The sequence below is a fragment of the Paenibacillus sp. FSL P4-0081 genome, from assembly GCF_000758565.1.
In the GTDB taxonomy this organism is placed as follows: Bacteria; Bacillota; Bacilli; order Paenibacillales; family Paenibacillaceae; genus Paenibacillus_AQ; species Paenibacillus_AQ phytohabitans.
In genome coordinates this window covers 6,492,611-6,516,710 of sequence record NZ_CP009280.1, presented here as the reverse complement: position 1 = coordinate 6,516,710, position 24,100 = coordinate 6,492,611, and the positions used below count along the sequence as shown (strand labels likewise).

Below are 24,100 nucleotides of genomic sequence, written 5' to 3'. Positions count from 1 at the left end.
CTCTTTCTGATATATGGCGATATATGCATTACCGGGTAGAATTGCCGCTATGCGGAATTCTGCCCTGTGCGCGGTGGCGCTGCCAGAGGCCGGCGGCAAGGATGCCTGCAATCACCAGAGCAATAAACAGATAGTGGAGCAGCGGCTGCTGTTCGAAGAAGGGGGCAATCCGCTTCTCACTGGTAATCATACTTGCGGCCGTGAACCCAAGCACGGCTGAGCCGATATAGATAATCCAGGAATATCTGTTGATCAGCTTGATGAACAGCGTGCTGCCCCAGACCACAATCGGCACACTGATCAGCAGCCCGAGCACCACAAGCGTAATATTGTGTTTGGCTGCCCCGGCGATCGCGATAACATTATCCAGCCCCATCGCCGCATCTGCGACAATGATCGTCCGTACGGCCGACCACAGTGTTCCTCCGGCCTGTATGTCCGTGTCCTCCGTATTCCCCCCTGTCAGCAGCCTGTAGGCGATCATAATAAGCAGCAGTCCGCCGAATAGCAGCAGCCAGGGCACTTTGAGCAGCCACACGACAAGGATCGTCGCGATAATCCGCAGTACCACGGCGCCCCCTGTGCCCAGCAGAATTGCCTTCTTCTGCGAACTTCCCTGCAGGTTCCGCGCGGCCAGGCCGATCACTATGGCATTATCACCGGCCAGAATCAGATCGAGGAAGACAATATTCAGCAGGGATAGTATGAAATCCGTAACGGATGGATTCAATAGGGGTCACTCCTCGAATTTGTTTGGAAGATATACGGGCTTTTTTGACATACGGCAGGCAGGCTATAATTTTGTATACGCTGGAACAGCCCCGCTCATGCGTAGTTTCTAAAAAAGCAGGACAGGATGCATAGCTTGTCACCCTGAGGCATACATGTATTTACATGGAGTTCAGGGAGGTTGAAAAGAATGGATTCTTTATTGCTGCTGGGTGAAATACTGATGATCAATCTGGTGCTGAGCGGAGACAACGCGATGGTCATTGCGATGGCCAGCAAGAATCTCCCGGAGAAGCACCGCAGGCAAGCGGTATGGTGGGGAGCTGCAGGGGCAGTGGGTCTGCGCTGCATCCTGACTTTTGCCGCAGTGCTGCTGCTCAAAATTCCTTATATTGAAGCCGGAGGCGCGATACTGCTGCTCTGGATCTCCTTTAAGCTGCTGCTGGAGGAGGAGGGGGAACTTAAGATTGAGGGGAGCTCCAGTGTATGGAAGTCGGTACGCACCATTCTGCTCGCCGATTTCATCATGAGTCTGGACAATGTGCTGGCGATTGCAGGCTTGGCCAAAGGAGATCTGGCACTCATCGTAATCGGGATTGCCATCAGCATTCCGATTGTGGTCTGGGGAAGCGGCATCATCGTGGGCTGGCTGCACCGTTTCCCGGTGCTGGTCTTCATCGGAGCCTATATTCTGGCGTATACGGCCGGTAATATGCTGCTGCAGGATGCTAAATTTGGTGCGGTCATTTCCTTCATGCTGCCTACATTCCACTCCATGCTGCCGATGGTGCTGGGGATTCTTGTCGTAGTAACAGGTATGCTTAAGCGGAGGATGGTATCTGCAGGATAAGAAGCGGCAATACTAGAGGCTGTGCCAAAAGCTGGAAAGCTTTGGTGCAGCTTTTTTGTGCAATTCCCCCGAATACACGAAGAATGATGGTGTTTTAATTATTTTTCAGATAAAATATAAAATGACGAGGGCCAGAGAAAAGACGCGAATTTTGAAGGGATGGGTGAAAGATGTCTTCCAAAAACGACATGAAACTGGGTGTGTTCATCGCCGCCGCCGGCATTGTGATTCTGTTCGGGAAGCTGGGGGTGTTCGGATTTCTTGGACATGCCTTGTGGCCGCTCGTAATTCTGGTTCCGGGCCTGTTCCTGCATGTGCTCTTCTTCACCCGCCGTGCTTCTGCATCTGTATTGATACCTGCGGGCATATTAACGGTATACGGTCTGCTATTTGGACTATGCAATACATGGGGCTGGGACCTGATGAGGCATTTGTGGCCTATCCTGCTGCTGGGCATTGCGGTCGGACTTTATGAATATTCGCTGTATTCTTCAGCCAGAACCAGAGGACTAACAACAACCGCTGTTATCCTTGGGCTGCTAAGCATTGTGTTGTTCATCTTCACCCTGCTCGGGACCGGAGCCTTGTATCTGCTGGGTGCCGTTCTGGTTGCCGCAGGCCTCTGGCTGATGCTGGGCCGGGGCAGACCGGGCGGGCGCAAGAAGTGGAACGGCGGCTGGTAAGACAGCCAGGCAAACGGCACAGATTGAGGGAATGGACACCGCTGAATTTGACGTAAGGCAAAATTAGAAAAATTAAACGAAGTTGGTAACGTTTTTTTCAGAAAAAGACTTGCTTTTCATGGTGCTTTCACGATACTATTAAGGATATGTTGGAGCGTCGGGTTTCTGCCTGGCGCTTCTTTTGTGAGACTGCCGTGACATGCTATAAATTTAAACATTTTTAATTTGATAAATGAGAGGATTTGGATACAAATCATGCATTCAAGAAAAGATATTCGCAATATTGCGATCATTGCCCACGTTGACCATGGTAAAACAACACTCGTCGATCAGCTTCTCCAGCAATCAGGGATTTTCAGCGCGCACGAGCACTTGCAGGAACGGGCCATGGACTCTAACGACCTGGAGCGGGAACGCGGAATCACTATCCTAGCCAAAAATACAGCAATTACCTATAAAGAGTTCCTGATCAACATCGTAGATACCCCTGGACACGCCGATTTCGGCGGTGAAGTAGAACGTATCATGAAGATGGTTGACGGCGTACTGCTGGTTGTGGATGCTTATGAAGGCTGCATGCCGCAGACTAAATTCGTTCTGCGCAAAGCACTGGAGCAGCACCTTACACCTATCGTTGTCGTGAACAAAATTGACCGTCCGGCTGCACGTCCGAAGGAAGTTATTGATGAAGTTCTGGATCTGTTCATTGAGCTTGAAGCCAGTGACGATCAGCTTGAATTCCCGGTTGTTTATGCTTCTGCGCTTAACGGCACATCGAGCATGGACCCTGAGAAGCAGGATGAAACGATGCTTGCCCTTTACGAAACCATTGTTGAACATATCCCGGCTCCAACTGAAAAAGTTGAAGAGCCCCTGCAGTTCCTGGTAACTCTGATGGATTACAATGAATACCTTGGCCGTATCGCCATTGGCCGTGTTAACCGCGGTGTAATCAAGCAGGGCCAGTCCGTAACTGTTATCATGCGTGACGGCAAGAGCAAAACAGCGCGTATCGAGAAGCTGTTCGGTTTCCAGGGCCTGAAGCGTGTTGAGACAGAAGAAGCGGGTGCAGGCGACATCGTAGCAATTGCCGGTATCAAAGATATCAACATTGGTGAGACCATTGCCGATCCGCAGCATCCAGAAGCGCTGCCTGTTCTTAAGATCGACGAGCCTACAATGCAAATGACGTTCCTCGTGAACAACAGTCCGTTTGCCGGTAAAGAAGGCAAGTGGGTAACTTCCCGTAAGCTGCGCGAACGTCTGTTCAAAGAGCTGGAAACGGATGTCAGCTTGCGTGTAGATGAAACGGATTCCCCTGATGCATTTGTCGTATCCGGCCGTGGTGAGCTTCACCTGGGTATCCTGATCGAGAATATGCGCCGTGAAGGTTACGAAATGCAGGTTTCCAAGCCTGAAGTTATCGTCAAGGAAATCGACGGAGCCAAGATGGAGCCGCTTGAACGCCTGATGATTGATGTTCCGGAAGAAAGCATGGGCGCTGTTATGGAAAGTCTGGGAACACGCAAAGCAGAAATGGTCAACATGATCAATCATGGTACTGGCCAGGTTCGTCTGGAGTTCCTGATTCCTGCACGTGGCCTGATTGGTTACAACACCTACTTCCTGACCCTGACCCGCGGTTATGGCGTTATGAACCATGCGTTTGACAGCTATGCTCCACTGATTGGCGGACAGGTTGGCGGACGTCACCAAGGCGTACTCGTATCCAGTGAAACCGGCAATACGACTCTATATGGCATGATGGGCGTAGAAGACCGCGGTATTCTCTTCCTGGAACCAGGAACTGAAATTTATGAAGGCATGATCGTAGGTGAGCACACCCGCGATAATGACATCATTGTAAATATCTGCAAGGAAAAACAGCTGACCAACGTTCGTTCTGCAACGAAGGATGAGACTGTTAAAATGAAGACCCCGCGTATGTTCTCTCTGGAAGGCGCGCTTGAATACCTGAATGATGATGAATATTGCGAAATTACACCTAAATCCGTTCGTCTGCGCAAAAAGATCCTGAACAAGGGTGAGCGCGAACGTGTAGAGAAGCAGCGTAAAGCGGCGCAAGCCAGCCAAGCGTAAGCTGTCACCCATTCAAGCCGCCGGATGAAGAATCCGGCGGCTTTTCTTGTTTATTTTCCCGGACAGAAGACCGTTCAAATTGCAGGGATTAAAAGCAGTATAAAAACGCTGAGGATGATATAATGTAAACGATACTTATATCCGGGAGGAGTGACGAGCTGTGCAGAGCTGGTTCGCTGAGCATCCAATTGTCGCTTACATTGTCATCTTTATTCTACTGACTTATGTGTATAACCGTGTATTTCGCGTCAACCAGAAGCTGCCCATCGGCAAAGAGATCGTACTTTATATTATGATGGCTATAGGCTCGGGGATGCTGCTCATCTTCCAGCATGACAAGCTTCCGATCATCCAGTGCCTGCTGGTGGCGGTAGGGTTAATGCTGCTCGTGCGGGTCCGCTACCTGGTAGAGGCCCGGCAGAAGCGGAAAGCTGCAGCTGCGGCGAAACGGCACTAGGCGCAACTTTTAGTGCTCAGGATCGTCTAAGTTATTATAAAGTTATCTAATTCTACCTGAATGAAAAGGACCTAATTCAATTATGAATACAAGCAAGGGCAGTCTGCCACCCAGATCGAACGGCCAGCAAGGAACCAACAGACAGCAGTCCAGACCCGCTGCCTCGACCAAATCAAAGAAATCAACCAACTCAACCAAATCTAATAAGAAGAAGCCTAAGAAACGCGGGTTTTTCGCCCGGCTGATGAGACTGCTGCTGATCATCCTCCTGGTTGCCGTAATTGCGGCGCTGGGCTACGCAGGGTACTTGTACTGGAAGTTTGATCAGGGAGGGTTCGGAGTGGACCAGCCGGTTCAGGCCGGGCAATCCGCTTCAGAGAAGCCGCTGACGATGCTGCTGCTAGGCACTGACAACCGTCCGAAGCACCCGTCCAATCTGACGGATGTGATTATGGTTGCGGCGTTGAACCCGGAGACCCAATCGGCGACCGTAGTCTCACTGCCGCGCGATACTTACGTAGAGCTTAGCGGCTATAAGAAAACGAAAATCAATGCGTTCTACTCCCGCTTCAAGAGCAAGGAGAAGACCTCTGGGATTCTGGCCGGGGATGAAATGAAGACCATGATGAGCAAATATCTCGATATTCAGGTCGATTATGTCACTGTGCTTGATTTCCAGGGCTTCCGGGATATCGTGGATGAATTCGGCGGTGTGGATGTCAATATCAGCGAGAATATGTGCTACACGGACAGTGTGGACGGAACCGATATTAATCTCAAGAAAGGCCAAGCCCAGCTAAACGGGGATAAGGCGCTTGATTATGTACGTTACCGTAAATCCAATTGCAGTCCGGCAACGAAGCCTTCCGATGATTTTGACCGCAATAAACGCCAGAATGAAGTGCTTAATTCGCTGATCGCGCAGATGCAGTCACTCGGAGGGGTGCTCAAAATCGGCAAGGTGCTGGATGCCGTGGACGATAATCTGGCAAGCGATATTGAGAATGCGCAGATCAAGAGCATGATAGCGACTTACTGGAATATATCTAAGGAGAATGTAGAATTTGTGCCGGTGACAGGAACCTGGCGCAGTCCCTATGTATATATTGACGATAAGGAACTGGACGCAGCCAAGCAAAGCCTTCAGGACCAGATATCCGGCCTCTCCGGTGCCGCTGCTTCTGCGGCCGCAGACAGTCCATAAGGAAAAGAATCTACAAATTGAATGCAAGTTTCATCCTGTGCTATAATATAATAAATTGAATGCACTCACGCCGCATAGGGGGCCTGTACTTATGTCCGAAGCCGTTGCTCAGCTGGGCGAAACACTGCTAGCTATGCTGCAGTCGGAAACCTTTGTTCTTCTAAACACTGTGGATGCTGAATCAGGTGGTCCTACATCTACTGCGATTTCCTGGATCTATGCAGTGAGCCCTTCTATTGTGCGCTTATCGGTAGATCACCGTTCGAGACTTGTGAACAACATGAAGGTCAACCCGCTGGTAACTATTACTGTGTTTGGTGAGGGAACGGTTCATGCCATCAACGGCCGTGCTTCTGTGAAGCAGGACCCGCTGCCGGATGTTCCTTTTAAGATGTGCTGTTTTGATGTTGAGATTGAAGCAGTCCGCAATGCGCTGTTCTATGGTGCTCATCTGGAATCTGCTCCGAAATATGCGAAGGTATACGATGCACGTGCGGCTGAGAAGCTGGACGGACAAGTATTTGCCGCCATGCAAAAAGCCTAGTGTGCCATCACTAGGCTTTTTTTGTCTCCAGATCCTGTGCTTTGTACAGGAATGTGCAAGCTTATTGTCCGTTGCCTTGCGGTTTGGTATCCTCCGGCAGCTGCGGGATGATCCGGCCGATAATGTCGGCCATTTCTGAGGCAAAGCCGGATATCGGGTTTCCTTTGGTAATATGCTTTCCCATCTCGGCTAACCTGCTGGTGAGGTCCATGTCGGCAGTAACGAGCGTTCTTACACCCCTCGGGTCTTTGCGGATAGCTTCCGCTACCGTGTATTTCACGCTTCCGACCCGTGAGCGGGTAAGCGATCCGTCGACATCAATGCCGACAACGGCAATGTTGTTCATTACGACACAGTGGGCTCCGTTTACACCGGGAACTCTTTTGGCTAACTGTTCAAAATGATCCTTAAGTGCAACATCGCTTTCGCCCTTAACGTCAGAAGGTTGTCCGTTCTCTGGTGTAGGTTCAAGGGCTGTACCATCTTCGGACAATGTCCGTACTCCGCGATTCCCCTGGCTGCTCAAGGCCTTTGATGATTGTTTATCCTGAGGAGAGGGTGATGTCTCTTTATTAGCGATACCGCAGCTTGTCAGCAGCAGCAGTACCAGCAACAGACACATTGATTTTCTCATATGTGCTTACTCCTTTCAGCCATAATTCAGTGGTTTACCTTATCTTGCCCTTGCTGAAAAGAGTTATGTATGATCAATCAAACCAGGCGCTGTGGAGGGGATAACATGAAAAAGATATTCGTACTAGACACTAACGTGCTACTGCACGACCCCAATTCGATTTTTGCTTTCAAGGCGAATGAAGTTGTCATTCCTGCTGTAGTCCTGGAAGAAATCGACTCCAAGAAGCGTAATGCCGATGAAATCGGCCGCAACGCCCGCACCGTGTCACGCTTGTTAGACGGACTCCGGGAACTGGGCCACCTGCACAGCGGTGTGGTACTGGAACATGGAGGCACGCTGAAGGTAGAGCTTAACCACCGCAGCTTCGTAAAGGTACAGGAAATGTTCGGTGAGGTCTCGAACGATAACCGCATATTGGCTGTTGCCCTCAATTATCTCCATGAGGAGAATGAAAAGGCTGATCCCAGTCCTGTGGTACTCGTAAGTAAAGATGTACTCGTCCGCATCAAAGCGGATGTGCTTGGCATAACACCGGAGGATTATTTATCCGACCGCACCGGAGATTTGAATGAGCTGTACTCCGGCTGCCAGTCGCTGATGGTGCATCCTTCGCTGATCGATGAATATTATAGTCACCGTTTCTTGTCCATCAAACAGCTGTCGTTGTCCTACCCGCTCTACCCTCATGAATTTGTCATTCTGAAGGATGAGATTGGCAGCGGCAAATCGGCCCTGCTCAAGGTGAACAGCGATGCCAGCCGGCTCGAACCGCTGTACCTCGGCAATGATGCGGTGTGGGGCATCAGCGCCCGGAATGCCCAGCAGCGGATGGCGCTTGAGCTGCTGCTGAATGATGATATTCCGCTGGTGACCATTACCGGTAAAGCGGGTACAGGGAAGACGCTGCTGGCGCTTGCCGCCGGACTGTTCAAGGTGGAGGACGAACATAAATACAAGAAGCTGCTGATCGCCCGTCCGGTGGTCCCGATGGGTAAGGATATCGGGTATTTACCTGGTGAGAAGGACGAGAAGCTCCGTCCATGGATGCAGCCGATCTATGATAACCTCGAATTCCTGTTCGATACCAAAAAAGCCGGAGATATTGATAAAATATTGATGGGCCTGGGCAGCATCCAGGTAGAGGCGCTCACTTATATCCGCGGACGTTCCATTCCGTCGCAGTTCATCATCATCGATGAGGCGCAGAACCTGTCCCGGCATGAAGTGAAGACGATTGTCTCCCGCGCCGGTGAAGGCAGTAAGGTGATTCTGATGGGAGATCCGGAGCAAATCGACCATCCTTATCTGGATGCCGCGAGCAACGGGCTCAGCTATATCGTTGAGAAATTTAAGCAGCAGGGCATCAGCGGCCATATTACCCTTGAAAAGGGTGAGCGTTCGCATCTGGCTCAGCTGGCCGCAGATTTGCTGTAGCCCTTAGGCTCTTCGCAGCCTGGCATAATGGGCTTCAGCCCGCAAGCTTAACTGGCAGCACCCGCTCTTCAATCGGCAGCCCGCCGGTTGATTGGCACAATCACGGCCGGGAGATGACCACTCCCGGCTTTTGTCTGCCCGCCCCCGGAACGGCAGGAGGGGGATCTCTGAGATAGCTGGAGCGGAAAGGCGATAGCACCGGAGGGGGATTTTGGAACTGGAGGAGCGGGAGCGTCCGCCTTTGTCTCCGGATTTCAACCGCGCACAGCGGTTCAATCGAAGAAATCTGGAGACAACAGCGGCCGGAAGTCCAAATATTCACCGCAGGTGCGAATACCGCCTAACCGGCGACCGGTTCATCAGACTCACCCCCTCATGCCGTTCACACCTATATAATAGAAAGAGAACGTTTTCACAAACGCAGACAAGCACGTATATGTCTGCTAAAATGAGGAAGACGAGGATCACGGGAGGAGAGAAAAGCACGTGCTGAGACGCAAAAACTATTGGCTGCTGTTTGCTGTTCTGCTGCTGTCGCTGACAAGCCTGTCGCCCAGCATGGAGCTGGATACAGACGAGGGAAGCTATCCGCCCAGACAGCCGCTGGACCAATCGGAGCGCCCTCCTTCAGGTGAGCTTGGGGACGAGCAGAGCTTGACCATCCGCGTATCGCTCAGCAGTTTGGAATTTGGCGTACTGCAGCGGATCAGCAACAATTACAGCCTGTCGAGCGGGGTCAGCGTTCAACTGACCAATGTGGACACTGAAGAAGATGGAGCCTCTCAGGTACGGGAGGAACTGACGGTTGGGGATAGTCCGGATATTGTAATGCTGGACGGCCACAGTATTTTTGATCTGGCTTCCCGGGGATATTTGCTGCCTGTGGATATATACCAGAGTGTTCCCGGGAGCACCCCTCTTACCATGCTGATCCCGCAAATGCAGTGGAACGGATACGACTGGGGCGTTCCGCTCGATATCGATCCCTATGTAATGGTATATTCTCCGCAGCGGCTTGCGGAATGGGGGCTGTCCGGGGCACCGTCAAGTCTGGAAGAATGGAGCGGACTGCTGAGCCGGCTGAACGAGGAGGAGACGAAGGAACATTATTTGCTGGCAATGGATACGCGGAACCCTTATGGTTATGCAGCTGTACTTCAGAGCATGGGAGGCGGACTGCTGTCTATGAGTGAAGCGCAAGCGGCTTGGACGGAAGCTGCCCGCGGATATTTTTATCTGACCAGCCGGTTTAATCAGGATATCTGGAATATGCTGCAGGATGGCAAGCTTGCGGTGGCCGTAGTGCCGCTCTCCGAATGGAGAAAATATGGAAACTCCACGCTGGCGGTCCAAGCGCCGCTGGAACAGACGGGCCACAACATCTACGAGGCAATCCATAGCCGCTTTTTTGCGCTCCCGGCACAATCCGGCAGCCCGGAGGCAGCGGTCAAGTGGCTTGCTTATGTGACCTCGAGCTCGGCTCAGCTGGAATGGCTGGAGAATACAGACCATCTGCCTGCACTGGATGAGCTGTACCGCTCTGGATTGCCTGAAATCTCCCGGCTTCCGTTCGACTCCGGATTATTCCTCACCGATGATAATGCCCCCGAGTCAGACTCTGAGGGCGAGTGGAGCCGCAAGGCTGAAGCGGCAATGCTGCTCATGACCGGCAAGCTGGATGCTGCAGGATATCAAGCAGCGGCCGCAGCCTCAGAATGAGAGGGACAGCTTGACATGGAGCACGCCGTCCGAGCTGGATACTTCTGTGGCATGCAGGAATGAGACGATTTTTGACGGATAGAAGCCCAGATCGAACTCTTCCTCCAGCGCCTGACGGGTAGTATCCGGCAGCTCCAGTCCATTGAAGACCACATGGTCCACATGGAACATTAAACCGTTGACCGGTTCCTCCTGAATGGTGTAATGACCGGTCAATGTCAGTGACAGTCCGCCGCTTTTCCCCGTGGCTGTAATCTCGTTATCCTTGAAATGAAAAGCGAAATCCTTGAACAGCGTATTCTGCGTGACCAGGAATTCGTTCAAATCCTCTTCCTTCAGCGCAAGATTATAAGTCATCCCCTTACGGACCAGCACACCGTCCCGGTTCTGGACGAACTGCGGCAGATGCTTCATCGCCGAGGATAACGCCTTGAAATAAGTCTTAACCTCATGTATTCCGATATTCTCCCAATATTTACTGAATTCCTCCAGCAGTACCCCCATGCGCTCAGGATCTGTACTGGCCTGAATACCGCCCTCAATTTCTTCATTCAAAGCAAGCACACGCTTCTGCTGCTCCTGGAGCGCTGTTTTGAGCCCGGCGAGCTCATCAGAGCTGCGCTGTGCGGCCGCAATTGTTTTTTTCAAATCCTTGTATTGTGTTTCATACTGTGACAGCGTGTCCCGGTCCTGCCCCATAATAATCTCATAATAATCATAAAGAGCGAGTACTCTGCTGATGCTTTTGGCGGACAGTAAAGCTGCAAGCAATCCGTCGCGTTCCCCCATATAATAAGCCCGCACAACTGCGCCTGCGCGTTCCTGCTGATCTGCAATGGCCGTTTGTTTGGCGGCAGACTGCCGGGTCAGCGTGGCGACTTCACTTTCAAGTGCTTGTTGTTCTGCCGTAATCCGGACAATCTCCCGTTCAATCTCCGCTGAGGACAGAGTCTGTTCGAGCAGCCTGCGGGTTTCTTCATTATCCGGAACGGCAGGTGCTGAAGCACTGAGGCCGGAACCTGGGCCGGCGGACAGATATACCGGTGAAGCCAGCGGCAGAAGTGTGCAGGTGAGAAGGAGTAGAGCTGCAAATAACCGGCGTAAGGAACTGCGGAATAACACCACATCACCACCTTGAACAGAGTTGAGTAATAGGTATGTACTAATAATATGTTTCTGCCTGTTAAAATATCATACCCTGTTTCGGCATCCGGGAACTACATTCGGACAAACAAAATTACAGCGAAAACATATAAATTCCCATACAAAAAAAACGGAGTTGCTCCTTGAGATAAAGGAACACTATCCGTTTCAGTACTGTATATGCGTTACAGCGGCAGACCCATCTGAAAGACTGTCCAATAACTGAAGCCTGTAAAGGTCAGGATCATATAACCCCAGAAGAGCAGAATGTAGGTCTTTTCCGTGAATTTCATGTAGCCGAGGATCACAAAAAAAGCGGTTTGTAAAAAGAATAGCAGGGCCATTTCCGTAAGATCACCGGCGAAAGCCATAAGTCCGATAACGAGTGTGAAAAATCCCAATACGCGAAACATGCGGTCCAAGAGAGAGTCCCCCTTCCAGTATGAATCCGGATACTGCTGCTTATTTATCATTATAACGGCTCTGCAAAACACTGTAAACGAATTCATTGAAAAAAAAGGCAGGAAATCATAATATTTATGATTTTTATAATTGACACAAGCTTTTCTCTTGGAATTTAAGAATTTATAGCATTGTAAGTATGATGTTCAGCCAAAATGGCAATACAATTTAGTATCAAATAGATTCTATGAACTCTAATAGAGGCATAGAAATGGAGTAAGCAGCTTTTATCCTTATTCACTACCCGGCAAGAGCTGCCGGTTCTGAAGATGGTTATTTCATGATGTTGTTAGGAGGGTTAGGCTTTATGACAGCCGTTAGACAGGATGCTTGGAGTGCGGAAGATGATCTGATATTGGCAGAAATAACGCTGCGTCATATCCGTGAGGGCAGCACACAGCTTGCTGCTTTTGAAGAGGTGGGTGAAAAAATCGGCAGAACCTCGGCTGCCTGCGGTTTCCGCTGGAACAGTTGCGTACGCAAAAGTTACGAGGATGCTATCGGGATTGCTAAAGGCCAGCGTCAGAAACGAAGTTATTTGAAGAAACAGCCGGCTTCCAGAGGTGCGCAGGTAGCGGGACTGATTCTTGGAGACATTGAAGAGGACTACGGACGAAGCGAAGGGTTAAGCGAGAACAGCTTATCGATTGATGCGGTAATCCGGTTTCTGAGACAATGGAAAGGCACGTTCCAGGAGGCTGGGCGGCAGCTGAAGATGCTGGAGCGGGATTTGCGAGAGAAGGAAGATGAACTGACGGAGCTGAGAGCAGAGAATGAACGCTTATCCAAGGAGGTCAATCTAGCCCAGAGCGATTACCGTGTAGTCAATGATGACTACAAAGCGCTGATCCAGATTATGGACCGGGCCCGCAGACTCGCATTTCTAAATGAAGAAGAAGAGGAAAAAACCCGCTTCAAAATGGACGCGAATGGAAACCTGGAACGGATCGAATAGAACATGAATCCCGCAAATCCTGCATCCCAGTGCCTCACGGCACCGGCATTGCAGGATTTTTTGTGTTTTGCTTTGAGCTGAGGTGCAGGATATAATTAGGAAAATTACCGGGCGGCAGGAGGATGTGTTTGCATGAAAATTGATATTATAGGGGCGGGGGCGCTCGGGCTCCTGCTTGCCGGCAAGCTCATTAGTGCGGGGAGTGAGGTCAGACTGTGGTGCCGGAGTGAGCAGCAGTGCAGAGAATTAGCAAGCAGCGGTCTAACGGTCAGCTATGAGGACTGCGGGGAGGCGATATCCGTTAAGGGTGACCGCTTCTCGGCCGAACCGGTGAGTAAGTATACGCAGCGGCAGCTGGCTGATCCGGGAGAGGTGACATTGCTAACCGTCAAACAAACGGTGCTGCATCATGAGCTTCCGGAGATTCTGCGGCCGCTTCATGACCGGAAGCTTACATTGATATGTTTCCAGAACGGCTGCGGACATTTAGAACTGCTGCAGGAGCTGCTGCCGGAATCCTCCCTCTGGGTGGCGGTAACCACTGAGGCTGCCAAGAGGAAAACATTAACAGAGGTTATTCATGCAGGTAAAGGGGAAATCTGTATAGGGAAAAGCAGTCAATCTCTACGTCAAAATGAATCAAACGCACAGGATTGGGACCATGACAGCGTAATAAGTTTTACTGAGGCCCTTGCAGCAGCAGGATTCAACGCCTCTCTGTCGAAAGAAGTGGATACCATCATTTACCGGAAGCTCTTGATCAATGCTGTAATTAATCCTCTAACCGCAATATGGCGGGTCCCAAACGGCGGGCTGTTGGCTTCACCTGAGCGTGTACAGATCATGAAGGAACTGTACACAGAGGCCGTACAGACCTATGATGCCTGCGGGATTAACTATGAGAAGCATGTCTGGGAGGCCATTCTTGAAGTATGCCGGGCTACATCGGGCAATATTTCATCTATGCTGGCCGATGTGCTTGCTTCAAGGGAAACGGAAATCCGCTGGATTAACGGAAGCATTGTGAATATGGGGCAGCAGCAGGGGGCTCAAGTCCCGCTGCACCGCTGGATCTGCGGACTGGTAGAGGGCATGACTGTGAGGGAGAGGTGAGGCTGTTTGGAATTTTTGCGGAATTCGTTCGGCGTGTTAAGCGTTATTCCGATTGTTCCTTTTTTAATCGTTTATTTCGCGGGCATTGGTCTTAAGCAAGAGAAGAGAAAAACTTTTTTGCTGGCGATGGACGTGACTACATTATTTTTATTGCTGTCAGTTTCAGGATTATTCAATACGATCTTTCATTCGAATTTCGGGTTCTTTCTTATACTACTTATTGTATTAATATCCGCTGGACTGATTGGAGGCGCGCAAAACCGGCTCAAGGGATCGGTCGACGGAAAACGGTTACTACGGGCAGTTTGGCGACTTTCTTTCTTTTTTATGGGTGCCAGTTACGTATTATTTATGATTGTAGGCCTCATACGATACATATCACAAGCGATGTAATGTTCCACTGCTCCGGTGAAGCGTCAACGTCACAAAATTTTAAAGAATTAAAAAAAAGTCGTTTTCAGAAAATATTGCTCTAGATTTTTTTGACCACTGGTTGTATAATCATAAACCATATACCACATTCTATTTAGGGGGAACTGCTAGATGAAGAAGAGTAAAAGTCTATTGCTCATGTTCGCATTAGTTTTGGTTATCGGCACAGTGCTTGCTGGCTGCGGCGGAAACAATAACAATGCTAACAGCGGCACCAATGCTGCAGCAACAAATGCAGCTGGTAATGAAGGTAGCACGAACACAGGAACAACTGGTGACGAGAAACTGGCTGCTGACCAGACACTTAGAGTCAACCTGACTGCAGAACCACCTACTTTTGACCCTGCTCAAGCTCAGGACAGCCAAGCTAATACCGTCCTGAAAACTATGTATGAAGGTTTGACCCGCATGAATGATGAAACTGGCCAAGCTGAGCCGGGAATTGCCGAATCTTGGGAGATTTCCCCTGACGGTCTGGTATATACATTCAAACTGCGTGATGCACAATGGAGCAACGGCGACCCTGTAGAAGCTGCTGACTTCGTTCGCGCCTGGAAAATCGTGCTGGATCCTAACACAGATCCAACTGCACCTTATGCTTACCAATTGTACTACCTGAAGAACGCTGAAGAATATTATGGAAAGAAAGTTACAGATTTCAACGAAGTGGGCGTAAAAGCTGTTGATGCGAAAACTCTTGAAGTTACGCTGAAAGCACCAACTCCATACTTCCTTGGCCTTCTGTCCTTCTATACTTATTACCCTGTACACAAATCCGTTGAGGGTAATACTAAATGGGCAACAAACAAAGATACTATGATCACTAACGGTGCGTTCACATTGACTGAGTGGACTACCGGCCAATCCCTGCAAGTAAGCAAGAACGATAAATATTGGGATGCTGCTAACATCAAGCTTGCTAAAATCGACTTCTCCCTGGTTAACAGCGGTGCAACTGAACTGCTGAGCTACAAGAACGGTGAACTTGACCGCGCTGGTGCACCACACGGCGAAATCCCGCAAGAACAGATTCCTATCGTACAAAAAGAGCTTCCTAACGAATTCCAGAGAAAAGGTATCGCAAGTACCTACTACTATGAATTCAACATCACTGAAAAACCTTTCGACAACGTTAAAATCCGTAAAGCCCTGGCAATGACTGTTAACCGCCAATCGCTGATCGACAACGTAACACTGGGCGGACAAATTCCGGCATACGGCTATGTACCTCCAGGTATCGCTGGCGCTGACGGCGAGTTCCGTACTGCAATTAAAGACGACTACTTCACAGAAGATACTGAAGCAGCTAAGAAATTGCTGGCTGAAGGTCTGGCAGAAGAAGGTCTGACTGAACTGCCACCGGTTGAATTGTCTTACAACACAAGTGAAGGCCACAAGAAAATCGCTTTGGCTGTAGCTGACATGTGGAAACAAGCTCTGGGTATCACTGTAAACACTGTTAACCAGGAATGGGCAGTATTCATCGACAACCGTCAAAACCTGAACTACCAGATCGCACGTGCTGGCTGGACTGCGGATTACAATGATCCAATGACCTTCCTGGATATGTGGGTAACAGGCGGCGGTAACAACGATACTGGTTACGCTAACCCTGAATATGACAAGCTGATCGCTGACGCTAAAGCAAGCTCCGACTTGGCAGCACGTCAAGAAATGTTTGCTAAAGCTGAAAAAATGATCATTGAAGATGATATGATCCTGATTCCGTTCTACTACTACACAAACAACTCCCTGACTAAAGAGTACCTCAAAGGTGTAACTCTTGACTTCAGCGGTGCAATTGACTTCACTCGTGCTTACCTGCTTGAGCACTAAGAATTGTAGAACCTTCGGTTAGCTTAACTGAATAGTGGTTGTCTGAAGGTAGCAATATACTTCGGGATATATATGTGGAATTCCATATATATCCCTTTTTTTTGCATTTCAGGCTTTTTGTTAAAGATTTCACGAACTTACAAAATAAGAAATTAGACAAATGGCCATTTTTTTCATAAAATCTAATTATGTGTCTCAAAAAAATGTCGAAGGAGGTGTTGATGGGGATGGTTCGTTATGTTGCCAATAAGTTCTTCTATATGCTTGTCTCGCTGTTTGTGCTAATTTCAGCGACCTTTTTTCTGATGAAAGCCATTCCGGGGGACCCGTTTACTTCTGAAAAGAAAGTTCCGCCGGAAATAAAAGCGCGTTTATACGAGCAATATGGACTGGACAAGCCGCTCTATCATCAGTATTTCAAGTATTTGGGTGAAATTGTCCAGGGTGATCTGGGTGTATCCATGAAGCGTCTGAATCAGGATGTAACTCACTTGATCGGACAAACGTTCTCGGCGTCTCTAAAGCTGGGGGTTATCGCAATTATTGTGTCGGTTATTGTCGGAGTCTTTCTCGGCATGATGGCGGCACTCTATCACCGCAAGTTTATTGACAGTGCGGCTATGGTGCTGGCGGTGCTGGGAATTGCGGTTCCGAGCTTTGTAGTCGCCTCGCTGCTTCAGTATGTGTTTGCCTACAAGTTCCACATGTTCCCGGTTTCCGGATTTAAGGGTCCGCTGTATTATGTCTTACCTGTAACCGCACTCTCGGCACAGCCGATAGCCTTTATAGCGAGGCTAACGCGCTCAAGTATGCTGGAAGTGCTGCATGCAGATTACATCAAGACGGCTAAGGCCAAAGGCCTAAGCTGGGCAGCAATCCTAAGCCGTCACGTACTGCGGAACGGAATTCTGCCGGTTGTAACTTATATGGGACCTATGACGGCTAACATCGTAACAGGTTCTGTAGTTATCGAGCAGATCTTCGGTGTCGGCGGTATCGGTAAGCAATTCGTCGAAGCGATTGGTGTGCGTGACTATACCGTTATTATGGGGATTACGATCTTCTACGGCGTATTGCTCATGCTAGCACGCTTTATCACGGATATTGCTTATGTGTTTGTAGATCCGCGTATCAAACTAAGTGGTGGAAAGGAGGGCTAAAGATTGGCTTCTGACAAAAAATTGGTATCGCAGGATGCGAACCTGAAACCGGAAGATTTCCGTAAAATCGGAATTGATGAGCGGCAAGCTGAAGTCATTCAGCGCGAAAGTTTGTCTGCCTGGCGGGATTCCTGGGAACGTCTGCGCCAGAACAAAATGGCAATGACAGCACTGGGTATTCTTGGACTGATTATCCTTGCGGCGCTTATCGCTCCGTTGTTCTCAAAGTACAATTACTACTCAAATGATTTGCTCAGTACCAACAAGCCTCCTTCATCCGAGCACTGGTTTGGTACAGATGATCTGGGACGCGATATCTTTGTCCGTACCTGGTACGGTGCACGTATCTCACTGATTGTCGGCCTGGCTGCCGCTGCCATTGACCTTTTGATCGGGGTTATCTACGGCGGAATCATGGGTTACTTCGGTGGACGTGTAGACAATATCATGAACAAGGTATCTGAAATTCTTTACTCCATTCCTTACCTGCTGGTTGTTATCCTGCTCCTGGTTGTGCTTGAACCAAGCCTTGGAACGATCATCCTTGCGCTGACGATAACGGGCTGGATTACCATGTCCTGGATTGTCCGCGGCGAGATTATGCAGCTGAAGAACCGTGAGTTTGTTCTGGCTTCGCGTTCGATGGGTGCAGGGTCCAAAAGACTGTTGTTCAAACACCTTTTGCCGAATGCGGTAGGTCCGATTATCGTAACCATTACACTGTCTGTACCAAATGCCATCTTTGCTGAAGCGTTCCTGAGTTTCCTCGGACTTGGTGTACAGGCTCCTGTAGCTTCCCTCGGATCGATGATCAATGATTCACTGACTGGCTGGCTTTATTATCCGTGGCGTTTCCTGTTCCCGGCTATCCTGATCAGCTTGACCATGCTTTCCTTTAATATTTTTGGTGACGGTCTCCGTGATGCACTGGATCCTAAGCTGAAGAAATAAGGAGGTGAACAATGATGGAACCCATTCTGCAAGTCAAGGATTTGCAAGTTTCCTTTTTTGTAAAAGGCGGAGAAGTTCAGGCTGTACGCGGTATGAACTTTGAAGTAGGCAAAGGCGAGACCGTAGCCATTGTCGGTGAATCCGGCAGCGGCAAAAGTGTCACTGCACAGTCAATTATGCGGCTGCTGCCTGCCCCGCTCTCCAAAGTGAAGCAAGGCGAGATTGTTTTTCAAGGAAAGAATCTGCTGGACCTTAGCATGAAACAAATGGAATCGATTCGCGGCAAAGATATTGGCATGATATTTCAAGACCCGATGACTTCTTTGAACCCAACTATCAAAGTGGGCAAACAGATAACCGAAGTTTTGATCAAACATCAGAATATGTCAGCGGCCGAAGCGAAACAGCAAGGTATTGAAATGCTGCAATTAGTAGGCATTAAAAATGCGGAGGCTCGCTTTAACCAATATCCCCACGAATTCTCCGGCGGGATGCGCCAACGCGTAATGATTGCCATTGCTCTGGCCTGCCGCCCGGCTCTCCTGATTGCGGATGAGCCGACAACGGCGCTTGACGTAACCATTCAGGCGCAAATCATGGAAGTTATGAAAGAGATGCAGCAAAGACTAGGGACCTCCATCATCCTGATTACACATGATCTCGGCGTGGTTGCCGGCATGTGTGACCGGGTCATCGTAATGTATGCTGGTGAAGTGGTCGAAACAGGGACACGCTGGGAGATTTTCAAGAATCCCCAGCATCCTTACACCAAAGGTCTTTTGCGGTCGATGCCGCGTCTTGACCAAAAGAAGGGTGAGCCGCTGATTCCGATCATCGGTACTCCCCCGGATCTAATTAAGCCGCCGGTCGGTTGCCCGTTCACAGCGCGTTGCAGCGAAGCAATGCATGTCTGCGAACAGATCGATCCCGGCGCCACAGAGTTCAGCGAAACGCATATGGCGCGCTGCTGGAATCTGCATTCGATGGCCAAGGAGGTGCAGTTCGTTTGAGTAAGAATCTGATTGAAGTAGAAGGTCTTAAGAAGTATTTCAATGTAGGCAAGGGAAGAGTTCTTAAGGCTGTTGATAATATTAATTTCTCGATTCGCGAAGGCGAAACCCTGGGTATGGTAGGGGAGTCCGGTTGCGGTAAGACTACTGCAGGCCGTACGGTTCTCCGCTTGTACGAGCCGACTGCAGGAAGCGTGAAATACAATGGTACAGATATCTACAAATTGTCCGGCAGCAAGATGAAGGCTATGCGCCGTGATATGCAAATGATCTTCCAGGATCCGTATGCATCGCTTAACCCGCGGTTCACGGTTTCGGATATCATTGGTGAAGCACTGGACATTCACAATCTTGCGGGAAGCCGTCTTGAACGCAAGAAACGGATTGAAGAGCTGCTGGACATGGTTGGTCTTAACCATGATCATGCAACCCGTTATCCGCATGAATTCTCAGGCGGCCAACGCCAGCGTATCGGTATTGCCCGTTCCCTTGCGGTTAATCCTAAGTTCATCGTCTGCGATGAGCCGATCTCCGCACTGGACGTGTCAATTCAGGCACAGGTAGTCAACCTGCTCAAAGAACTTCAGGACCGCCTCGGACTTACTTATCTCTTCATCGCGCATGACCTGTCCATGGTTAAGCATATCAGTGACCGTGTAGCGGTTATGTACCTGGGCAAAATGGTTGAACTCGCGGAAAGCGAAGAATTGTACGCTAACCCGATCCATCCGTACACCAAGTCGCTGCTCTCAGCGATTCCGGTTCCGGATCCGGAAGTGGAAGCGAACAAAAAACGCATTCATCTGCATGATGAGCTGGGCAGCCCAATTTATAGTGCAAATGAAAAAACCAATGATAGCGATTATGAATTGGTCGAAGTGTCCAAGGGACATTTCGTCGCTAAACAATTCGCTTAAAATTAACAGCATTATAACCGTAGGCGGGAGCGTTCAGCTCTCGCCTATTCTTTCAATTCATGCAAGTGCAGCTGCATGGCGGCGCTTCTTTCTTTGACGCCGCACCCAACTTTGGATACAATCATAAAGGGTTTACCGATTTATGATTACATACAGCAGGTTATAGTAGAACAGGAGGCAATTGCATATGAATGTTGTACCGGAACCACTTCCTGGCGGATCTGCGCTCGCCAGTGACTATATACATCAATATGAAACTGTAGGACATTTGTACGGCGGTGATTTCCGCAACCGGGAGAGCCGGGTTAAGCGCGCAGAATGGCTTGATGGAACGGCAGGGCTCCGTGCAGACCGTACCGCGGTTGTTTCATACTTACGCAGCTATAACAGAGAGCATAATGCCCATGAAGCGGTAATGCGCTCCCTTGACTTATTGGAGCAGCCGGATACGCTGGTGGTCACAGGCGGCCAGCAGAGCGGTTTATTCACAGGTCCGCTCTTTGTAGTATATAAGGCTATTACTGCAATTCAGGCTGCGCGGGAAGCGGCAGCCCAGCTTGGGCGCCCCGTTGTTCCGCTGTTCTGGATTGCCGGTGAAGATCATGACTGGGATGAAGTCAATCATACCTATGTACTGAACCGGACGGGCGAAATTACGCGGATTAAGCTGGATAAAGGCGAAGGTCCGCGTTCTTCTGTCAGTGAAATCAAGGTGGAAGCAGAGAGCTGGCTTCAGGCAATAGGGCAGCTGGACGGACTGCTGCAGGATAGCGAATTCAAGCCGCAGGTTATGGAGTTTGTCACAGCAGCTTCGCTGGGTGCGGACAATATGACTGCCGCTTTTGCCAAGCTGATGGGTTCTCTGTTTGGGCAATACGGGCTGATTCTGCTGGATTCTGCCGATTCCGCGCTGCGCAGACTTGAAATGCCAATGTTTGCTGCAATGATCGAGCGCAATGACGAGCTCGAGGCTGCCTACACCGCAGCGGCTGATCGTATTGCTGCGGGCGGATACGTGCTGCAGGCGGATGTGACACCCGGGAATGCCAACCTCTTTTATATACATGAGGGCGCACGGCTTCTGCTGCATAAGGAGGGGGACAGATTCGCAGACCGGAAATCCGTGGTATCTTTTTCCCGTACAGAGCTGCTGGAGCTGCTGGAGAGCCATCCTGAGCGGTTCAGCAACAACGTGCTGACGCGTCCTTTGATGCAGGACTATGTACTGCCAGTGCTGGCTACGGTGCTGGGACAAGGAGAAATGGCTTACTGGGCGATTCCGCATCAGGCCTTTAAGGTGATGGGCGGACAAATGCCGCTGATTATTCCGCGCATGTCTTTTACAGTCATAGAGGGAACGCTTCACAAGCATATGGATAAATACGGACTGTCCTTCACGGATGTACGTCTTGGTCTGGATGATAAACGCAAAGAGTGGTTAACGGCGCAGGATGAGCTGAAGATTGAAGAACGGTTTGAACAGACTAAGGCCGCATTCTCCGCGATGTACGAGCCGCTGATTGAGCAGCTTGGCGGAATTCAGGCAGGTCTGCTGAAGCTGGGGAACAGTAACAAGGACAAGATTATGGATCAGATCTCCTTCCTGCAGGGCAAAGCACTGGATGCGATGGAGAAGCAGAATGAGGCGGCGCTGCGGCAGTGGGAACGGATTGAGCTGTCCGTTATGCCTCTGGGTAAACTGCAGGAGAGAGTATATAATATGATGTATTATCTGAACCGTTACGGTCCGGGCTGGCTGGAGGAACTAATGGCCGTACCCGCCGATTACAGCGGAACACACCGCATTATTTGTATGTAGGAATATATTATAGGAGGTTATAACATGAGTTCTTTGTCCAAGGAAAATAGTATCGTAACCGATATGTCGCTCGCGCCCGAGGGGCATCTCAAAATCGACTGGGTTCGCCAGCATATGCCGGTACTGAACCGTATCCGTGAGCAGTTCGAAGCGGAGCAGCCGTTCAAGGGCCTTAAGGTATCGATCACGCTTCACCTGGAAGCCAAGACCGCTTACCTGGCTAAGGTGGTACAGGCTGGCGGTGCCGAAGTTACGATTACCGGCTCGAACCCGCTGTCCACACAGGATGATGTGTGTGCCGCATTAGTTGAGGACGGCATCACCGTGTTCGCCAAATATAATCCGTCACCCGAAGAATTCAAGGCGCTGAACATCAAGGCGCTGGAGAGCAAGCCGGATCTGATTATCGATGACGGCGGAGATTTCGCCACACTGCTGCATTCCGAGCGTCCTGACCTGATGGAGAATGTCCGCGGCGGCGCTGAAGAAACAACTACAGGAATTATCCGGCTGAAGGCGCTGCAGAAGCAAGGCATGCTGAAGTTCCCGATGGTGGCTGTAAATGACGCCTATTGTAAATATTTGTTCGATAACCGCTATGGCACAGGCCAATCGGCATGGGACGGCATTGTTCGCACAACCAACCTGATTGTGGCCGGCAAGACAGTGGTTGTAGTGGGCTACGGCTGGTGCGGTAAAGGTGTAGCGATGCGGGCCAAGGGTCTCGGAGCGAACGTGATTGTTACTGAAGTGGATGCGATTAAGGCCGTAGAAGCCCACATGGACGGATTCCATGTGATGCCAATGCTGGAAGCAGCGAAGCGCGGCGACTTCTTCGTAACCGTTACCGGCAACCGGTATGTTATCCGCGGCGAGCATTATGATGTCATGAAGGATGGTGCGATCCTCTGCAATGCCGGACACTTCGATGTTGAAGTGAACAAGCCGGAGCTGGCTGAACGCTCCACCTCCCAGCGGACGGTGCGGAAGAATATTGAAGAGTATCTGCTGAAGGATGGACGCAAGCTGTACCTGCTGGCTGAAGGACGTCTGGTGAACCTGGGCGCAGCCGATGGCCATCCGGCAGAAATTATGGATACCACCTTTGCGCTGCAGGCCTTATCCCTCAAATATGTGAATGATAATTATAAAGATATCGGCGTCAAGGTGGAGAATGTTCCGTATGAGCTTGATGAGCAGGTTGCGCGTTATAAGCTGGAGAGTCTGGGAATCGCCATTGACAGCCTGACGCAGGCACAGGTGGACTACCTGGACAGCTGGAATCTGAACGACTAAAGAATGGATCTGCAAGAGCCCGGAGCCAATCAACTGGCCCGGGTTTTTATTTTTTGCGGAATATTGCAGAGCCACTTGACAAACAAGAAAAAATTACCTTGCTTCGGAAAAAGGTTTTTGATTTTTAATGGCGAATCTATTATGCTTAAGTGGTGAAAAGTGGGGCAAAGTGGGGAATCGGTACTTAGGGGTGGGGAAAGATCATGTTTATGGGGGAATACCAGCATAGCATTGACGACAAAGGCCGGATCATTATCCCGGCTAAGTTCCGTGAATTGCTCGGAACCTCCTTCGTGGCGACCCGCGGCCTCGACTCCTGCCTGTTTGTTTATCCCATGGAAGAATGGGGAATCATGGAGCAAAAGCTTAAAAGCCTATCACTGATGAAATCGGACGCCCGTGCCTTCAGCCGCTTTTTTTTCTCGGGAGCGACTGAATGTGTATGGGACAAGCAAGGCAGGGTGAATCTGCCGGGGAATCTGCGGCAATATGCCAAGCTGGACAAGGACTGTGTTATTCTGGGCGTTTCGAACCGGGTGGAGATCTGGAACAAGGAGCTATGGGAGCAGTACTTCGAACAGTCAGAGGAATCGTTCAACGAGATTGCCGAGAAATTGGTTGATTTCAATTTTGATCTATAAAACATACA

Annotated in this window: 23 protein-coding genes; 19 read left to right on the top strand and 4 right to left on the bottom strand. The window is 50.0% G+C overall.

Features of this window, described 5'->3' with window-relative positions; translation table 11 throughout:
• Nucleotides 1–28: 28 nt before the first annotated feature.
• Complete coding sequence (locus P40081_RS27820; RefSeq protein ID WP_039304177.1) at nucleotides 29–730, bottom strand: TerC family protein; 702 nt, start codon at nucleotides 728–730, stop codon at nucleotides 29–31.
• A 189-nt stretch (nucleotides 731–919) separates the two neighbouring features.
• Between P40081_RS27820 and P40081_RS27815 the strand changes: the two genes are divergently transcribed.
• The 6 genes from P40081_RS27815 to P40081_RS27790 all read left to right on the top strand — a co-directional run bounded on the left by P40081_RS27815 (nucleotide 920) and on the right by P40081_RS27790 (nucleotide 6,567).
• Nucleotides 920–1,579 carry a TerC family protein gene (locus tag P40081_RS27815; RefSeq protein ID WP_042139408.1) on the top strand — a complete coding sequence of 220 codons (660 nt, stop codon included), beginning with the start codon at nucleotides 920–922 and terminating at the stop codon, nucleotides 1,577–1,579.
• A 170-nt stretch (nucleotides 1,580–1,749) separates the two neighbouring features.
• Nucleotides 1,750–2,262: a hypothetical protein gene (locus tag P40081_RS27810; protein ID WP_042139407.1), complete on the top strand. Its 513-nt coding sequence runs from the start codon at nucleotides 1,750–1,752 to the stop codon at nucleotides 2,260–2,262.
• A gap of 255 nt (nucleotides 2,263–2,517) precedes the next feature.
• Nucleotides 2,518–4,362, top strand: a complete 1,845-nt coding sequence (typA, locus tag P40081_RS27805) for a translational GTPase TypA (RefSeq protein WP_039304185.1) — start codon at nucleotides 2,518–2,520, stop codon at nucleotides 4,360–4,362.
• A 160-nt stretch (nucleotides 4,363–4,522) separates the two neighbouring features.
• Nucleotides 4,523–4,819 carry a YlaH-like family protein gene (locus P40081_RS27800; RefSeq protein WP_042139406.1) on the top strand — a complete coding sequence of 99 codons (297 nt, stop codon included), beginning with the start codon at nucleotides 4,523–4,525 and terminating at the stop codon, nucleotides 4,817–4,819.
• Between the two features lie 82 nt (nucleotides 4,820–4,901).
• On the top strand, nucleotides 4,902–6,023 hold the full coding sequence (locus P40081_RS27795) for an LCP family protein (RefSeq protein WP_042139405.1): 1,122 nt from the start codon (nucleotides 4,902–4,904) through the stop codon (nucleotides 6,021–6,023).
• Nucleotides 6,024–6,114: 91 nt separating this feature from the next.
• On the top strand, nucleotides 6,115–6,567 hold the full coding sequence (locus tag P40081_RS27790) for a PNPOx family protein (RefSeq protein WP_042139404.1): 453 nt from the start codon (nucleotides 6,115–6,117) through the stop codon (nucleotides 6,565–6,567).
• 61 nt (nucleotides 6,568–6,628) lie between these two features.
• On the opposite strand, the gene P40081_RS27785 is transcribed toward P40081_RS27790, so the two are convergent.
• Nucleotides 6,629–7,201 (bottom strand): YhcN/YlaJ family sporulation lipoprotein, encoded by a 573-nt coding sequence (locus P40081_RS27785; RefSeq protein WP_042139403.1) that lies wholly within the window; start codon nucleotides 7,199–7,201, stop codon nucleotides 6,629–6,631.
• Nucleotides 7,202–7,306: 105 nt separating this feature from the next.
• On the opposite strand from P40081_RS27785, the gene P40081_RS27780 reads away from it, so the two are divergent.
• Complete coding sequence (locus tag P40081_RS27780) at nucleotides 7,307–8,638, top strand: PhoH family protein (RefSeq protein WP_039304201.1); 1,332 nt, start codon at nucleotides 7,307–7,309, stop codon at nucleotides 8,636–8,638.
• 486 nt (nucleotides 8,639–9,124) lie between these two features.
• Nucleotides 9,125–10,357 carry an extracellular solute-binding protein gene (locus P40081_RS27775; protein WP_042139402.1) on the top strand — a complete coding sequence of 411 codons (1,233 nt, stop codon included), beginning with the start codon at nucleotides 9,125–9,127 and terminating at the stop codon, nucleotides 10,355–10,357.
• Here P40081_RS27775 and P40081_RS27770 read toward each other — a convergent pair.
• Together P40081_RS27770 and P40081_RS27765 are read right to left on the bottom strand one after the other, a co-directional pair.
• On the bottom strand, nucleotides 10,349–11,479 hold the full coding sequence (locus tag P40081_RS27770) for a hypothetical protein (RefSeq protein WP_052422050.1): 1,131 nt from the start codon (nucleotides 11,477–11,479) through the stop codon (nucleotides 10,349–10,351). The genes P40081_RS27775 and P40081_RS27770 overlap by 9 nt on opposite strands.
• Nucleotides 11,480–11,685: 206 nt before the next feature.
• Entirely contained in the window at nucleotides 11,686–11,922 is a 237-nt protein-coding gene (locus P40081_RS27765; protein WP_039304209.1) for a DUF2626 domain-containing protein, read from the bottom strand.
• Nucleotides 11,923–12,269: 347 nt separating this feature from the next.
• Here P40081_RS27765 and P40081_RS27760 point away from each other — a divergent pair, with 347 nt between their 5' ends.
• From P40081_RS27760 to mraZ, 11 genes are all read left to right on the top strand, one after another.
• Nucleotides 12,270–12,917, top strand: coding sequence for an RsfA family transcriptional regulator (locus tag P40081_RS27760; RefSeq protein ID WP_039304213.1), 648 nt, complete (start codon nucleotides 12,270–12,272; stop codon nucleotides 12,915–12,917).
• A 132-nt stretch (nucleotides 12,918–13,049) separates the two neighbouring features.
• Nucleotides 13,050–14,030, top strand: coding sequence for a ketopantoate reductase family protein (locus tag P40081_RS27755; RefSeq protein ID WP_042139401.1), 981 nt, complete (start codon nucleotides 13,050–13,052; stop codon nucleotides 14,028–14,030).
• Nucleotides 14,031–14,063: 33 nt separating this feature from the next.
• Nucleotides 14,064–14,423, top strand: coding sequence for a DUF3397 domain-containing protein (locus tag P40081_RS27750; protein WP_305954203.1), 360 nt, complete (start codon nucleotides 14,064–14,066; stop codon nucleotides 14,421–14,423).
• A gap of 150 nt (nucleotides 14,424–14,573) precedes the next feature.
• Nucleotides 14,574–16,298, top strand: a complete 1,725-nt coding sequence (locus P40081_RS27745; RefSeq protein WP_042139399.1) for a peptide ABC transporter substrate-binding protein — start codon at nucleotides 14,574–14,576, stop codon at nucleotides 16,296–16,298.
• Between the two features lie 227 nt (nucleotides 16,299–16,525).
• Complete coding sequence (locus tag P40081_RS27740) at nucleotides 16,526–17,458, top strand: ABC transporter permease (protein WP_039304450.1); 933 nt, start codon at nucleotides 16,526–16,528, stop codon at nucleotides 17,456–17,458.
• A 3-nt stretch (nucleotides 17,459–17,461) separates the two neighbouring features.
• Entirely contained in the window at nucleotides 17,462–18,409 is a 948-nt protein-coding gene (locus P40081_RS27735) for an ABC transporter permease (protein ID WP_042139397.1), read from the top strand.
• Between the two features lie 14 nt (nucleotides 18,410–18,423).
• Nucleotides 18,424–19,419 carry an ABC transporter ATP-binding protein gene (locus P40081_RS27730; RefSeq protein ID WP_042141541.1) on the top strand — a complete coding sequence of 332 codons (996 nt, stop codon included), beginning with the start codon at nucleotides 18,424–18,426 and terminating at the stop codon, nucleotides 19,417–19,419.
• On the top strand, nucleotides 19,416–20,336 hold the full coding sequence (locus P40081_RS27725) for an ABC transporter ATP-binding protein (protein WP_042139395.1): 921 nt from the start codon (nucleotides 19,416–19,418) through the stop codon (nucleotides 20,334–20,336). The genes P40081_RS27730 and P40081_RS27725 overlap by 4 nt, the downstream gene beginning before the upstream one ends.
• Nucleotides 20,337–20,523: 187 nt before the next feature.
• Nucleotides 20,524–22,155: a bacillithiol biosynthesis cysteine-adding enzyme BshC gene (gene bshC, locus P40081_RS27720; protein ID WP_042139394.1), complete on the top strand. Its 1,632-nt coding sequence runs from the start codon at nucleotides 20,524–20,526 to the stop codon at nucleotides 22,153–22,155.
• A gap of 24 nt (nucleotides 22,156–22,179) precedes the next feature.
• Nucleotides 22,180–23,451, top strand: a complete 1,272-nt coding sequence (locus P40081_RS27715) for an adenosylhomocysteinase (RefSeq protein ID WP_042139393.1) — start codon at nucleotides 22,180–22,182, stop codon at nucleotides 23,449–23,451.
• 203 nt (nucleotides 23,452–23,654) lie between these two features.
• Entirely contained in the window at nucleotides 23,655–24,092 is a 438-nt protein-coding gene (gene mraZ, locus P40081_RS27710) for a division/cell wall cluster transcriptional repressor MraZ (RefSeq protein WP_039304237.1), read from the top strand.
• The last annotated feature ends 8 nt before the right edge of the window (nucleotides 24,093–24,100 follow it).